At 43.3% G+C, this 15,928-nt stretch carries 9 protein-coding genes; all 9 read right to left on the reverse strand.

Annotation, left to right across the window (positions count from 1 at the left end):
* Positions 1 to 545 precede the first annotated feature (545 nt).
* Positions 546 to 1,340 carry an ABC transporter ATP-binding protein gene (locus tag I6N90_RS23675; RefSeq protein ID WP_197938308.1) on the reverse strand — a complete coding sequence of 265 codons (795 nt, stop codon included), beginning with the start codon at positions 1,338 to 1,340 and terminating at the stop codon, positions 546 to 548.
* A complete protein-coding gene (locus I6N90_RS23680) occupies positions 1,340 to 2,254 on the reverse strand; it encodes an ABC transporter permease (protein ID WP_197938309.1) in 915 nt (304 codons plus the stop codon). Before I6N90_RS23680 ends, I6N90_RS23675 begins: the two co-directional genes overlap by 1 nt.
* Before the next feature lie 81 nt (positions 2,255 to 2,335).
* Complete coding sequence (locus I6N90_RS23685) at positions 2,336 to 3,334, reverse strand: ABC transporter substrate-binding protein (protein ID WP_197938310.1); 999 nt, start codon at positions 3,332 to 3,334, stop codon at positions 2,336 to 2,338.
* Between the two features lie 300 nt (positions 3,335 to 3,634).
* Positions 3,635 to 4,825: an elongation factor Tu gene (gene tuf / locus I6N90_RS23690; RefSeq protein WP_197938311.1), complete on the reverse strand. Its 1,191-nt coding sequence runs from the start codon at positions 4,823 to 4,825 to the stop codon at positions 3,635 to 3,637.
* A gap of 114 nt (positions 4,826 to 4,939) precedes the next feature.
* On the reverse strand, positions 4,940 to 7,015 hold the full coding sequence (gene fusA, locus I6N90_RS23695; protein ID WP_197938313.1) for an elongation factor G: 2,076 nt from the start codon (positions 7,013 to 7,015) through the stop codon (positions 4,940 to 4,942).
* 29 nt (positions 7,016 to 7,044) lie between these two features.
* Positions 7,045 to 7,515, reverse strand: a complete 471-nt coding sequence (rpsG, locus tag I6N90_RS23700; RefSeq protein ID WP_137186572.1) for a 30S ribosomal protein S7 — start codon at positions 7,513 to 7,515, stop codon at positions 7,045 to 7,047.
* 65 nt (positions 7,516 to 7,580) lie between these two features.
* Positions 7,581 to 8,003 carry a 30S ribosomal protein S12 gene (rpsL, locus tag I6N90_RS23705; RefSeq protein ID WP_197938315.1) on the reverse strand — a complete coding sequence of 141 codons (423 nt, stop codon included), beginning with the start codon at positions 8,001 to 8,003 and terminating at the stop codon, positions 7,581 to 7,583.
* Between the two features lie 650 nt (positions 8,004 to 8,653).
* Complete coding sequence (gene rpoC, locus I6N90_RS23710; protein WP_197938316.1) at positions 8,654 to 12,280, reverse strand: DNA-directed RNA polymerase subunit beta'; 3,627 nt, start codon at positions 12,278 to 12,280, stop codon at positions 8,654 to 8,656.
* 100 nt (positions 12,281 to 12,380) lie between these two features.
* On the reverse strand, positions 12,381 to 15,926 hold the full coding sequence (rpoB, locus tag I6N90_RS23715; RefSeq protein WP_197938318.1) for a DNA-directed RNA polymerase subunit beta: 3,546 nt from the start codon (positions 15,924 to 15,926) through the stop codon (positions 12,381 to 12,383).
* Positions 15,927 to 15,928 lie beyond the last annotated feature (2 nt).

Genomic DNA, 15,928 nt, shown 5'->3' on the forward strand with positions numbered 1-15,928 from the left:
TATCTCTATGCATACTAAGAACCGGCAGTACTAAATCGATCTATCGGTAGAAGTCCACGAATTATGTGTATTAATAAAATTGAAGCCAGACTTTATTGGAGACTTAAGTTTCATCTAAGTACATTACTGCGTTTATTTATCTACTTTAAAAGGTTCTATCTGCAATTAAGCGTATATCTACACTTAATTACAGATTTTTTCGAAGGTGACCCAAAACTAGGCGCATTTCTACACTTAAAGCAAGAATCATCTTTAATCATCATCTAGACAAGTTCATTACAAGCATAAAGCAACAATTACTCTGTTTCGCCCCTGAATTAGCCCTGTTCCCTGTTCTACATTTAAAACCATTTAGGACTTGAGTACATTGACAGCAACCATTCCAGATCGAAATTAGCTCAGCATTATCAACTGTAACTGACGCTTTTTCATCGGTTATTCATCAACTTTCAATGTGTTTCTTCTATTATAAAGAAAAGCAACGACATCGTCGCTGCTTCCTCAATTATTATAACTGCTACACATACTTAATCGATAGTATAAATTTATCCCAATACGACACGATCATCTGCCATCTTCTTACCGCTGATCTGCTCGAACTCCCCGAGCAACTGCTCTACAGTCAGATCCTTTTTACGTTTCTCATCAACTTGGAGAATGATTTTACCTTTATCCATCATAATAAGTCGATTGCCGAGTCGAATGGCTTGCTCCATATTATGTGTAACCATTAATGTTGTTAGGTTGAGATCACGCACTATGTTTTCCGTAAGTGTGGTGACTAGTTCCGCACGAGCAGGATCTAATGCTGCTGTATGCTCGTCCAACAATAAAATTTGCGGGGAAGTGAACGTTGCCATAAGAAGACTTAGTGCTTGGCGTTCGCCACCTGACAACATTCCTACTTTTGCTTTCATTCGATTTTCAAGGCCGATACCAAGACGACTAAGTTCTTCTCGGAATATTTTTCGTGTATGTCCCGTAACACCAAAGCTTAGAACTCTCGACTTACCGCGCTTATACGCGATTGCTAAGTTTTCTTCGATTGTCATTCTTGGCGCTGTACCTGCCATTGGATCTTGGAATACGCGACCTATCCATTTACTTCTTTTGAATTCAGAAATTTGACTTACATCATTATTATCAATATATACTTTTCCCGCATCAGGTTTCATTACTCCTGAGATAATATTCATAAGCGTCGACTTACCAGCACCATTACTTCCGATTACTGTTACAAAATCACCCGGGTTAAGCTGAAGGTTCGCATTCATAAGAGCAATCTTTTCATCAACCGTCCCAGGATTAAAGAGCTTTGATACTCCATCTATCCTTAACATTATCGCGCACCTCCCGTACCTGATTGCCCTAGGGAAGCCAATACTTCTTCCGTCCGCTTCTTAGCCAGTGATTTCTGCTTAATCGCTCTTCGTACACTTGGAATAACAAGTGCACATATAATAATTACTGCTGTTATCAGTTTCATATCTTGCGAATCAAGCCAAGGCACTCGAAGTGCAAGCGCATAAATAATTCTATAAATGATTGCACCAACTACAACCGCAATTAATGATCGGATAAGCGACTGTGAACCGAAAATTGCTTCTCCAATAATAACGGATGCCAAACCAATAACAATCATACCTATACCCAATGAGTTATTTGCACCATTTAAAGAATGTGCTACTAGTGCACCAGAACATGCAACTAATGCATTCGATAACGCTACTCCCAAAATAATCGTATTGTCTGTATTAGCACCGAAACTACGTATCATTCGGTTATTGTCGCCTGTAGCTCGCAAACTTAATCCCATATTTGTTTTCAAAAATAATAAAAGTAATACTACAACCGAAATTGAAATGATTGAGCCTACTAACCAAATAGGAGCCTCGTCAAAAGCGTTTGCTTCATTACGAAGTGATAAAACAGGTTTGCCCAGTATTCTTAAATTAATGGAATAGAGTGCAATCATCATAATAATACCTGATAATAATCCGTTAATTTTACCTTTAGTATGAAGTAGCCCTGTGCACATTCCTGCCAAAGCACCACCTATAAATGCATAAATAATTGCAAGCCACGGGGGTGTACCACTAATAGTCATAACTGTTCCAATTGCAGCCCCTGTCGTAAAGCTTCCATCGACAGTTAAATCGGGAAAATCCAAAATTCGATAAGTAATAAATACGCCTAAAGCCATTAATGAGTACAATAATCCACTCTCTAATGCTCCTATCATAGATGTCATCATGAGGCATGCCTCCCAGTTTTCATAGAAATGGGGTGAACCAGTAACTCGTCACCCCATTTTTAAAATAAATTCAGGTAATACCTATTCAAATATATTTGTTGCAGGATCTTTTACGTAAGCTTTCATTGCATCTGTAACGGTAATACCTTGTTCTGCTGCAGCCTTCAAGTTAAGAATGTAGTCTAATTTTTGCGGAACAGTTACATCTAAATCACCAGGTTTCTTGCCATTTTTCAAAATTTCAATAGCAATTTGGCCTGCTTCATAACCGTGGTCATAATATTTAAAACCGTATGTCGCGAATGCACCTTTTTCAACTGTATCGCGGTCTGCTGAGAAAAAAGGAATATCATTTTCATTTGCAACATCAATGATGGAATCAACTCCAGACACAACATTATTGTCCAAAGTAATATAGATTGCATCTACGCGTCCAACTAACGATTGAGCTGCTTGTTGAATGTCTGATACGTTAGCAATCGGAGCTTTTATTAATTTAATATTGTGATTTGCTAACGCCTTTTCTGCAATACCACTCATAATGACTGCATTATCTTCTGACTCATCAATAACGAGGCCGACAGTTTTCACATTCGGAAATTCTTTTGCAATAAAATCCATCGTTTTCCCAACGGATTCTGGGTTCATATCTGCTGCACCCGTAACATTGCCTCCCGGTGCTTTAAGTTGCGATACGATTCCTGCTTTTACTGGGTCTGTAATTGCCGCGAATACGACTGGAATGTCTTTGACAGCTTCAACTAGTGATTGAGTATTCGGTGTTGCAATTCCTAACGCCAAATCTGCATCACTTGAAGCAATTTTTTCTGCGATCGCCTTGAAGTTGTTTGCATCACCTTGCGCATTATTATAATCCAATTCTATCTCTATGCCTGCATCTTTTAGTGCCGCCAAAAATCCTTCACGTGTTGCATCAAGTGATGGATGTTCTACAACTTGTGAGATTGCAACTTTGAACTTTTTATCACTTGAAGTTGTCCCTCCACCATTCCCGCCACATGCCGTTGTTACAACCATAAGTGAAGCAAGTGCTAGTCCAAGCCAAAATTTCTTTTTCATTTGAGTACCCCTCTCAATTATATATGGCCAAATAATTTCGTCGCTGTACAACAACTTCGCAGTAATGCTTTATCGCTTTTAGTAAATAAAGTTGATGGACGCACTCTGCCAGTTCGATTTTTGTATGAAAGTAAGCGACTTCATTCTATTAACTATACTAGCTATCTTAATTCCAGATAAGGTAATCAGTCAATCCAAACTTATCAGTAAATTCAAACAAATACACCTTTTTTATAAAAATGCAAAAAACCCTCACCGAAGTGAGGGTTTCTATATACTATGCGGCTAAGCCGCATTGTATTATTTTTGGATAGTTGCTACTGCGCCAGCGCCTACAGTACGGCCGCCTTCACGGATGGAGAAGCGAGTTCCTTCTTCAACTGCGATTGGAGCAATTAGTTCAACTGTAACTGTGATGTTATCGCCAGGCATAACCATTTCAGTACCTTCAGGCAGGTTGATGATACCTGTTACGTCAGTTGTACGGAAATAGAATTGTGGACGGTAACCAGTGAAGAAAGGCTTGTGACGGCCACCCTCTTCTTTAGTTAGAACGTAGATTTGAGCTGTGAAGTCAGTATGTTGCTTTACTGAACCTGGTTTAGCCAAAACTTGGCCACGCTCGATGTTGCTGCGGTCTACACCACGAAGCAATGCGCCTACGTTGTCGCCTGCTTGAGCTGAATCAAGCAATTTACGGAACATCTCAACGCCCGTAACAACGGATTTGCGAGTTTCTTCTTGAAGACCAACGATTTCGATCTCGTCGCCCACTTTGATAATTCCACGCTCTACGCGACCTGTAGCAACTGTACCACGGCCTGTGATTGTGAATACATCCTCGACTGGCATAAGGAAAGGCTTAGCCGTGTCGCGTTCTGGAGTTGGGATGAAAGTATCGATTTGGTCGAACAATTCGATAATTTTACCAGCCCAATCGCCATCTGGGTTTTGCAAAGCTTCACGAGCAGAACCACGGATGATTGGAGTATCATCGCCTGGGAAATCGTACTCGGAAAGAAGGTCGCGAACTTCCATCTCAACTAGTTCAAGAAGCTCTTCGTCTTCAACCATATCACATTTGTTCAAGAATACTACGATGTGAGGTACGCCAACTTGCTTAGAAAGCAAGATGTGCTCACGAGTTTGTGGCATTGGGCCGTCAGTAGCGGAAACAACAAGGATTGCTCCGTCCATTTGTGCAGCACCAGTGATCATGTTCTTAACGTAGTCGGCGTGACCTGGGCAGTCAACGTGTGCGTAGTGACGGTTAGGCGTCTCATACTCAACGTGAGCTGTCGAGATCGTGATACCACGCTCGCGCTCTTCTGGAGCTTTATCGATTTGGTCGAATGCAGTTGCTACACCGCCGTATTTTTTAGAAAGTACAGTTGTGATTGCAGCAGTCAAAGTTGTTTTACCGTGATCGACGTGACCAATTGTACCGATGTTAACATGCGGTTTATTACGTTCAAATTTTGCCTTAGCCATTGAACAGATGCCTCCTCAATTTAACTTAAATTTTTATGTGGGGGCCATCACCGAGAGTGCAAGCATACCTGATGACGGCCAGAAACTAACTTTATTTATGCGGGGAGCAATGAATTACTCACCTTTGTTTTTAGCAATGATTGCTTCAGCAATCGATTTTGGTACTTCTTCATAGTGCGAAAGCTCCATGGAGAATACACCGCGTCCTTGAGTACCGGAACGTAGAGTTGTGGAGTAACCAAACATCTCGGAGAGAGGTACCTTGGAACGGATAATTTGTGCACCTGCACGGGAATCCATACCTTCGATACGACCACGACGGGAGTTAAGCATACCCATAACATCGCCCATGTACTCTTCAGGAACAGTAACTTCAACTTTCATGATTGGCTCAAGAAGAACTGGCTTACATTTTTCTTTAGCAGCTTTAAGCGCCATAGAACCTGCAATTTTAAACGCCATCTCCGAGGAGTCAACATCATGGTAAGATCCGTCAACAACTACAGCTTTAACATCAACGAGTGGGAAGCCAGCGATAACGCCGTTCTTCATTGACTCTTCGATACCAGCTTGGATTGGAGCGATAAATTCACGAGGAATCGATCCACCAACCGTTTTGTTTTCGAATATGAAGCCTGAACCTGGCTCAAGTGGTGAGAATTCAACCCAACAATGTCCGAATTGACCTTTACCACCGGACTGACGAACGAACTTACCTTCAACCTTCGCAGCTTCACGGAACGTTTCACGGTAAGCAACCTGAGGTGCACCAACGTTTGTTTCAACTTTGAATTCACGCAACATACGGTCAACTAGAATCTCAAGGTGAAGCTCACCCATACCAGAAATGATCGTCTGGTTAGTTTCTTCGTCTGTACGTGCACGGAAAGTAGGATCTTCTTCAGCAAGCTTGGAAATTGCGATACCTAGTTTATCTTGGTCAGCTTTCGTTTTTGGTTCGATAGCAACCGAGATAACTGGCTCAGGGAAGTTCATAGATTCAAGAACAATGATGTTCTTCTCTTCGCAAAGTGTATCACCTGTAGTTGTATCTTTAAGACCAACTGCAGCAGCGATGTCACCAGCGTAAACTTCCGAGATTTCTTGACGAGAGTTCGCATGCATCTGAAGAATACGTCCAATACGCTCACGTTTGCCCTTAGTTGAGTTAAGAACATACGAACCGGATTTTAGTACGCCTGAGTATACACGGAAGAACGTCAATCTACCAACATAAGGATCCGTCATGATTTTGAAAGCCAATGCTGCGAAAGGCTCAGTATCGGAAGATGGTCTTGAACCCTCTTCACCGTCTTCAAGAGTACCTTTGATAGCTGGTACATCAAGTGGCGATGGAAGATAGTCAACAACAGCATCCAACATCAATTGAACACCTTTGTTACGGTAGGATGAACCAACGATAACTGGGAAGATTTTAACTTCGCAAACACCCTTACGTAGTGCTGCTTTGATTTCTGGAATAGTGATTTCTTCACCTTCCAAATATTTCATCGTTAATTCTTCGTCCAGCTCAGCAACCTTCTCGATCAATTCCGTGCGTAGCTCTTCCAATTGGTCAGCGTACTCAGCAGGAATATCAACTTCGATTGGGTCTTTGCCTGTATCGTCTTTATACTTGTATGCTTTACGTTCAACGATATCGATTACGCCGACAAAGTCAGACTCTGCGCCGATCGGAATTTGAATCGCAACAGCATTAGCTTGAAGACGCTCACGCATGTCTTTGATAACATTTAGGAAATCAGCACCGATGATGTCCATCTTATTAATGTAAGCGATCCGCGGAACGTTATAACGATCTGCTTGACGCCATACAGTTTCAGACTGTGGCTCAACGCCCTCTTTAGCACTGAAAACCCCAACGGCCCCGTCCAATACGCGTAGGGAACGTTCTACTTCAACTGTGAAGTCAACGTGTCCTGGGGTGTCAATAATATTGATGCGGTGACCATTCCACTGTGCAGTTGTCGCAGCAGAAGTAATCGTGATACCACGCTCTTGCTCTTGCTCCATCCAGTCCATCGTAGCTGCACCTTCGTGCACCTCACCGATTTTGTGAACTCGGCCTGTGAAGAACAAGATACGCTCAGTAGTAGTCGTTTTACCAGCATCAATATGAGCCATAATCCCGATGTTACGCGTATTGTTCAAGGAGAACTCTCTTGACATAAAATTGTCTCCTCTCGTTTATGGTTATTCTACCAACGGTAGTGAGCAAACGCTTTGTTTGCTTCAGCCATTTTGTGCGTGTCTTCACGCTTTTTAACAGATGCACCAGTGTTATTGGAAGCATCAAGAATTTCAGCAGCTAGACGCTCTTCCATTGTCTTTTCGCCGCGGTTACGTGAATAGTTTACCAACCAACGAAGACCAAGAGCAGTACGGCGCTCAGGTTTAACTTCGATAGGTACTTGATAGTTAGCTCCACCTACACGGCGTGCTTTAACCTCAAGAACTGGCATAATGTTTTTCAAAGCTGCTTCAAAAACTTCCATTGGATCTTTTCCCGAGCGTTCTTGAATAAGTTTGAAAGCATCATATAGTAGTGTTTGTGCAACGCCTCTTTTACCGTCAATCATAATACGGTTGATTAGACGAGTAACCAATTTACTATTGTAAACCGGATCTGGAAGCACATCACGTTTCGTTACAGGACCTTTGCGTGGCATGAGAAAGTCCCCCTTTCTTCTAATAGTCAATTAGTCTAGCATGTTGTAACCCGTTAGGGGTCATATTATGATTTTTTAGCTTTAGGACGTTTCGTACCGTATTTCGAACGAGCTTGCATACGGTTGTTAACACCCGCAGTATCAAGTGCACCACGAACGATATGATAACGTACTCCTGCTAAGTCTTTTACTTTACCGCCACGGATCAAAACAACGCTATGCTCTTGTAGGTTGTGTCCGATTCCTGGAATGTAAGCCGTAACTTCTAAGCGGTTCGTTAAACGAACACGAGCATATTTACGAAGTGCGGAGTTCGGTTTCCTTGGAGTCATAGTTCCTACACGAGTGCACACACCACGCTTTTGAGGAGCGCTCATGTTTGTTGATTCACGTTTCAATGCGTTAAAACCTTTTTGCAAGGCTGGCGATTTCGATTTAACTACTTTCGCTTGACGACCTTTACGTACTAGCTGGTTAATTGTTGGCATGTTGCCACCCCCTTCCCTTATTTCATGCCTTTATGTTGGTAGACATTTTACCCCTAATTTAAGCCCACAGATCCAGGCGGTTCATAAATGAACAATAAGAATTCTTATACCTAGTCATCAGGCGCACTCCGATATAATATCATTGAATGCCTATGCATGTCAAGTAAGTTAGATCGACTTTCTCATCATTTGAATTTTTTGCAATATGTTATATCACTTTCACAACTAGATATCACTCTCAACTAATTTGATAATTATTAATCGTAAACTTCTTACACCTATTCAGTGTGCAAACAAGTAGCTAACGAACTCATTAAATCTTATATGTTCAAAAATCAGCAAATTCTTACTCTAACAAACTGTATAGTCGTTATTTTGGAAAAAATACCTTGTTTCTATATACTCATCTCACAATAACGTCTGTCAGATTCGTTAGAACAAAAAAATGTTACTTTTCAACGTATTAAGGTTATTAGGATTCGTTAGAGCGCGAATTGTTAATTAACAACATTGAAATTTGTTATAAATGATCTCTGTTACAGCTTGCTTCACATCTTCTTTACTTACAAAAAAGCGATACACACTCCATTGCACAAGTTGTGCTAGAGCATATATCGCTTTTATATTTAGCCGCTGAAAGGGGCTGTTATTTATTCTACTACTACAGCTTCCGTTACTTGTTCAGTAACTTCGCCATCGAGAATTTCGTCATCTAAACCTTTAAGGCGAATGTTGCGGTAACGCTGCATACCCGTACCAGCTGGGATTAGCTTACCGATGATAACATTCTCTTTAAGACCTAGAAGCTGATCGACCTTACCTTTAATTGCTGCATCAGTTAGGACACGAGTAGTCTCCTGGAAGGATGCTGCAGACAAGAACGAATCTGTCTCAAGGGACGCTTTCGTAATACCGAGCAATACCGGTTTCGCAACAGCAGGCTCTTTATCAGCGAAGATAGCTTCGCGGTTAGCTGCTTCGTATTCATGAATGTCTACGAATGCACCTGGTAACAAAGTAGTGCCGCCAGCATCAACGATACGGATTTTCCGTAGCATTTGTTTGATCATAACTTCAACGTGCTTGTCATTGATCTCAACGCCTTGGTTACGGTAAACGCGCTGTACTTCTTGCAAGATGTAGTTCTGTACGCCGCGGATACCTTTGATACGCAACATATCCTTCGGATCGATAGAACCGTCAGTCAACTCGTCGCCAGCCTCGATGTGCTGACCAAGTGCCACGCGAATACGTGAACCGTAGGTAACAGCATATACTTTAGACTCAGCTTCGCCTTGAACTTCGATTTCACGACGATCTTTAGCTTCACGAATCTCTTTAATAACGCCGTCAAGCTCAGAGATAATCGCTTGGCCTTTTGGATTACGTGCCTCAAATAGCTCTTGGATACGCGGTAGACCTTGTGTAATATCGTCTCCGGCAACACCGCCGGTATGGAATGTACGCATTGTCAACTGTGTTCCTGGCTCACCGATGGATTGTGCTGCGATAATACCAACCGCTTCACCAATCTCAACATGTTTACCAGTAGCTAGGTTACGACCGTAACAGATCTTACATACGCCATGACGAGCACGACAGCTTAGTACAGAACGAATTTGCAAACGTTCTACGCCAGCATCGATAATCGCATCTGCTCTGTTCGAGTCGATTAGTTCGCTACGGTTAACGATAACTTCACCCGTTTGTGGATGACGAATCGTTTCAAACGCGTAACGACCTTCGATACGGTCATACAGATCTTCGATTACTTCTTTACCGTCTTGGATCTTGCTTACTGAGAAGCCTTTATCTGTTCCACAATCGTCCTCACGAACGATAACATCCTGTGCTACGTCTACTAGACGACGAGTCAAGTAACCGGAGTCAGCTGTACGAAGTGCTGTATCGGCAAGACCTTTACGCGCTCCATGCGTCGAGATAAAGTACTCGAGAACCGTTAGTCCTTCACGGAAGTTCGATTTAATAGGCAACTCGATAATACGTCCAGATGGATTGGCCATTAGACCACGCATACCGCCAAGCTGCGTAATTTGAGATTTGTTACCCCGTGCTTTGGAGTCAACCATAAGCATGATGTTGTTGTAACGATCCATCGACTTCATGAGGATTTCTGTAATCTCGTCCTTACATTTGCTCCAGATGCTGATGATACGGTCATAACGCTCTTCGTTTGTAATCAAACCACGACGGTATTGATTCATAACGATAGCAACCTTCTCGTCTGAAGCCTTCATGATTTCCACTTTTTCTGGAGGAATAATTACGTCGGATACACCGATTGTAATACCAGCTTTTGTGGAATACGTGAAGCCAAGCTGCTTAATACGGTCAAGAATAACCGCAGTTAGCGTTGTATGATATTGACGGAAACATTCCGCAATAATCAATGCCAAGTAATCTTTGCCTACAGCGCCTGGGATAGCAGTATCATCGATGAACTTCTTCAGATCTGCGCCCTTCTCGTAAACAAAGTATTTATCTGGTGTACCGTGTAGTAGATTTGATTTTGTAGCTTCATTGATATACGGGAAATCTTCTGGGAAGATTTCATTGAAAATAATTTTACCCACTGTCGTTACAAGCATAGAAGCTTGTTGTTGTTCAGTGAAGACCACTTTCTTCAATACGCGTACTGGGATGAAGATACGTGCATGCAAGGAAACAATACCGCGTTGGTAAGCAGAAATTGCCTCATTGATCGATGCGAATGCGGAACCAGTTCCTTTTGCATTCGTGTTATCCATTGTTAAGTAGAAGCTTCCTAGAACCATATCCTGTGAAGGGGTAACAACTGGCTTACCGTCTTTCGGGTTAAGGATATTGCCTGATGCAAGCATCAACAATCTAGCTTCAGCTTGCGCTTCAGCAGACAACGGAACGTGAACAGCCATTTGGTCACCGTCAAAGTCGGCGTTGTAGGCTGTACATACGAGTGGATGCAACTTAATCGCGCGTCCTTCTACTAGAATTGGTTCAAATGCTTGAATACCAAGTCTATGCAGCGTCGGGGCACGGTTTAGTAGAACCGGATGTTCTTTAATAACTTCTTCTAGAACATCCCACACTTCAGGGCTTACGCGTTCAACTTTGCGCTTCGCACTCTTAATGTTATGGGCAAGACCTTTATTTACTAGCTCTTTCATAACGAAAGGCTTAAATAGCTCAAGTGCCATTTCCTTCGGAAGTCCACATTGGAACATCTTCAGGTTAGGACCTACTACGATAACCGAACGACCAGAATAGTCAACCCGTTTACCAAGTAAGTTCTGACGGAAACGTCCTTGCTTACCTTTCAGCATATGGCTGAGAGATTTAAGCGGACGGTTACCAGGACCAGTAACAGGACGACCACGACGACCATTATCGATTAGAGCATCGACTGCTTCTTGAAGCATCCGTTTCTCATTTTGTACGATAATGTCAGGAGCGCCAAGATCAAGAAGACGCTTCAGACGATTGTTACGGTTGATAACACGGCGATACAGGTCATTCAGGTCAGACGTTGCAAAACGTCCACCATCAAGTTGTACCATTGGACGAAGCTCCGGTGGAATTACCGGAAGTACATCAAGAATCATCCACTCAGGTGCATTACCTGAGTTACGGAATGCTTCAATGACTTCAAGACGCTTGATTGCACGATTACGGCGTTGTCCTTGCGCTGTACGCAATTCTTCCTTAAGCTGCACAAGCTCTTTTTCAACGTCAATGTCCTGAAGCAATTTTTTAACTGCTTCAGCACCCATGCCAGCATGGAATCCGTAGCCGTATTTTTCACGGTAGCTGCGGTATTCTTTTTCGGACAAGAGCTGTTTTTTCTCAAGTGGAGTTTCACCTGGATCCGTTACAACATAGGATGCAAAATAAATGATCTCCTCAAGTGAACGAGGGGACATATCAAGTGCTAGACCCATACGGCTTGGAATACCTTTGAAATACCAAATATGTGATACTGGTGCTGCGAGTTCAATATGGCCCATACGTTCGCGACGAACCTTAGCGCGAGTAACTTCCACGCCGCAACGATCACAGACTACGCCTTTATAACGTACACGCTTATATTTACCGCAATGACATTCCCAATCTTTAGTAGGTCCAAAAATCTTCTCGCAGAAGAGACCTTCCTTCTCGGGCTTAAGCGTTCTGTAGTTAATGGTTTCCGGCTTCTTGACTTCTCCGCGGGACCACGAGCGAATTTTATCCGGCGAAGCCAGACCAATTTTCATATACTCGAAGTTGTTCACGTCCAACAAGGAGCAACCCTCCTTCGTCATGTATGACTGTCTTTTCAGAAGCTGAACTTCAATCACAGGTCCATAGTAGTCGAACCGGATTGAAGCTCAGTTTCCCTTTTTATTCAGCGCTTGCTTCAGCGCCCTCTATATTGAGGTTTAGCTTATCACCAGTAGCCTCATCGTCATCATCCGATTCTTTCATTTCGATCTCTTGCTCATCCTCGGCTAGGATTTTGACATCCATACCTAAGCTCTGAAGCTCTTTGATCAATACTTTAAACGATTCAGGAACGCCTGGTTCAGGAACGTTTTCACCTTTGACGATCGATTCGTACGTTTTCACACGACCGACAACATCATCGGATTTGACTGTAAGAATTTCTTGAAGCGTGTAGGCTGCGCCGTATGCCTCAAGTGCCCAAACCTCCATCTCACCGAAACGCTGTCCACCGAACTGAGCTTTACCGCCCAGTGGCTGTTGTGTAACGAGTGAGTAAGGACCAGTTGAACGGGCATGAATCTTGTCGTCAACCATGTGGGCAAGTTTGATCATATACATGACGCCGACAGTAACTTCACGTTCGAAGTTCTCACCAGTACGTCCATCATATAGAATCGTTTTACCGTTACGTTGCATACCTGCTTCTTCCATTGTATCGAATACGTCGTTCTCACGAGCGCCGTCGAATACTGGAGTTGCTGCATGCAAACCAAGATGTTTACAAGCCATACCAAGATGAACTTCAAGTGCCTGACCGATGTTCATACGTGATGGTACGCCTAGCGGGTTAAGAACAACCTCTACAGGTGTTCCGTCCGGTAGGAATGGCATATCTTCTTCTGGCATGATACGGGCAATAACACCCTTGTTACCATGTCGTCCGGCCATCTTGTCACCTTCGGAAATTTTACGTTTTTGAGCAATATAAGCACGAACTAGCTGATTAACGCCTGGTGGCAATTCATCGCCGTTCTCGCGAGTAAATACTTTAACGTCAACAACGATACCGTCAGTACCATGCGGTACACGTAGCGATGTATCACGAACTTCGCGTGCTTTTTCTCCGAAGATCGCATGTAGCAATCTTTCTTCTGCTGTAAGTTCTGTTACACCTTTAGGTGTTACTTTACCTACTAGAATGTCGCCTGCACTAATTTCAGCACCGACGCGGATAATGCCTCGCTCGTCGAGATTGCGTAGAGCCTCTTCGCCAACATTCGGGATATCTCGAGTAATTTCTTCAGGGCCGAGTTTAGTATCACGAGCCTCTGATTCATATTCCTCGATGTGAATGGATGTGTAAACATCCTCTTTCACTAGTTTCTCACTAAGCAAGATAGCATCCTCGTAGTTGTAACCTTCCCAAGTCATGAAGGCAACGACTACGTTGCGGCCTAGCGCCAATTCGCCCTTTTCAGTGGAAGGACCGTCTGCCATGATGTCACCTTTTTTGATAACATCGCCCTTGCGTACTAGTGGACGTTGGTTAATACATGTACCTTGGTTAGAACGCATAAACTTATGCAATTTATGTTTAACCAAGTCACCGCTTACTTGTTTACCGTCGACTGTCTCGATACGACGTAGCCAAATTTCATTAGCTGATGCGCGTTCAATCACACCGTCATATTTTGAAACGATACAAACGCCGGAATCCTTCGCAGCTTTATGCTCCATTCCAGTACCTACTAGAGGTGATCTTGGAATTAGAAGAGGTACCGCTTGACGTTGCATGTTTGATCCCATTAGTGCACGGTTGGAGTCATCGTTCTCTAGGAACGGAATGAGCGCCGTTGCAACCGATACAACTTGTTTAGGGGAAACGTCCATGTAGTCAACGCGATCGCTCGGCATTGTTAGGATGTTGTCTGCTTGCTTATTGTAACGAACAATTGTGCTCGTTTCTTTAAATTTGCTATCTTCAGTCAATCTCGCATTCGCTTGCGCGATTACGTAATTGTCCTCTTCATCAGCTGTCAAATAAGCTATTTGATCAGTAACAATTCCTGTTTTCGGATCTACCCAACGATAAGGAGCCTCAATGAAGCCATATTCGTTAATACGGGCAAATGTAGATAAGGAGTTGATCAAACCGATGTTCGGACCCTCTGGCGTCTCGATTGGACACATACGACCGTAGTGAGAGTGATGGACGTCACGAACTTCAAAGCCCGCGCGCTCACGCGTCAAACCGCCGGGTCCTAGTGCTGATAGACGACGCTTATGCGTTAGTTCCGCAAGCGGGTTCGTCTGATCCATGAACTGGGACAACTGTGAGGAACCAAAGAACTCTTTAATTGATGCAATAACTGGTCGAATGTTGATTAGTGCCTGAGGCGTAATCGCATTCGCATCCTGAATGGACATTCTCTCACGAACAACACGTTCCATACGGGATAGACCGATACGGAATTGATTTTGAAGCAATTCGCCAACCGAACGCAAACGACGGTTACCAAGATGGTCAATATCATCTGTGCTGCCCACGCCATGAAGCAAATTAATGAAATAGTTAATGGAGGAGATAATATCCGCAGGTGTAACATGCTTGACGGATTTATCAATAATACCATTAGCAATTACTTTAATAACTTTGCTATCGTCATGAGGCGAGAATACGCTAATTGTTTGTAGTGGAATACTATCAGCATCCAATACGCCATTAGCAACATGATACGTCTTGAAGCCAACATCTTTCTCGAGGTTTTCGAGAATTTCGTCAAGAAGACGACGGTCAATCATCTGGCCTGACTCAGCAATGATCTCGCCAGTTGACGGATCTACCAAGTTTTCAGCAAGACGCTGATTGAACAAACGGTTCTTGATATGCAGCTTCTTGTTTATTTTGTAACGGCCGACATTGGCCAGGTCATATCGTTTTGGATCGAAGAAGCGAGCAACTAACAAGCTCTTCGCGTTGTCCAAAGTAGGCGGCTCACCCGGGCGAAGACGCTCATAAATTTCAATCAGCGCTTTCTCCGTAGAATCCGTGCTATCCTTGTCCAGCGTATTGCTAATGTACTCGTCATGGCCGAGCAAATCTAATATCTCAGCGTCTGTGCCAAATCCAAGCGCACGCAAAAGCACCGTTACCGGTATTTTCCGGGTCCGGTCAATACGAACGTAGATAATATCCTTGGCGTCAGTCTCAAGCTCTAGCCAAGCGCCGCGGTTTGGAATAACTGTCGCGGTGTAATTTTTCTTCCCGTTCTTATCAACCTTCGTGCTGAAGTACACACTAGGGGAGCGCACCAATTGGCTGACGATAACACGTTCAGCTCCGTTAATAATAAACGTGCCCGTTTCCGTCATAAGCGGGAAATCACCCATGAACACTTCTTGTTCCTTAACCTCGCCCGTTTCCTTATTGAACAGACGTACTTTGACGCGTAGTGGAGCTGCATACGTCACGTCGCGTTCTTTTGATTCATCCACCGAATATTTCGGTTCGCCTAAGTTATAATCGATAAACTCTAGCGATAGATTGCCCGTAAAGTCCGAAATCGGAGAAATGTCCTGGAATAACTCGATCAAGTCATTGTCCAAAAACTTCTCATACGATTTTTGTTGGATTTCAATCAGGTTCGGGACTTCCAGCACCTCGTTGATCCGAGCGTAGCTTCTGCGCGTCCGCCGACCATACTGAACAAGTTGTCCTGCCAACT

It is taken from the genome of Paenibacillus sp. GSMTC-2017 (genome assembly GCF_016019935.1).
In the GTDB taxonomy this organism is placed as follows: domain Bacteria; phylum Bacillota; class Bacilli; order Paenibacillales; family Paenibacillaceae; genus Pristimantibacillus.

Coding starts and splice junctions, on each gene's coding strand:
- I6N90_RS23675 (WP_197938308.1), bottom strand. CDS start 1,340: ATGTTAAGGATAGATGGAGTATCAAAGCTCTTTAATCCTGGGACGGTT.
- I6N90_RS23680 (WP_197938309.1), bottom strand. CDS start 2,254: ATGATGACATCTATGATAGGAGCATTAGAGAGTGGATTATTGTACTCA.
- I6N90_RS23685 (WP_197938310.1), bottom strand. CDS start 3,334: ATGAAAAAGAAATTTTGGCTTGGACTAGCACTTGCTTCACTTATGGTT.
- tuf (WP_197938311.1), bottom strand. CDS start 4,825: ATGGCTAAGGCAAAATTTGAACGTAATAAACCGCATGTTAACATCGGT.
- fusA (WP_197938313.1), bottom strand. CDS start 7,015: ATGTCAAGAGAGTTCTCCTTGAACAATACGCGTAACATCGGGATTATG.
- rpsG (WP_137186572.1), bottom strand. CDS start 7,515: ATGCCACGCAAAGGTCCTGTAACGAAACGTGATGTGCTTCCAGATCCG.
- rpsL (WP_197938315.1), bottom strand. CDS start 8,003: ATGCCAACAATTAACCAGCTAGTACGTAAAGGTCGTCAAGCGAAAGTA.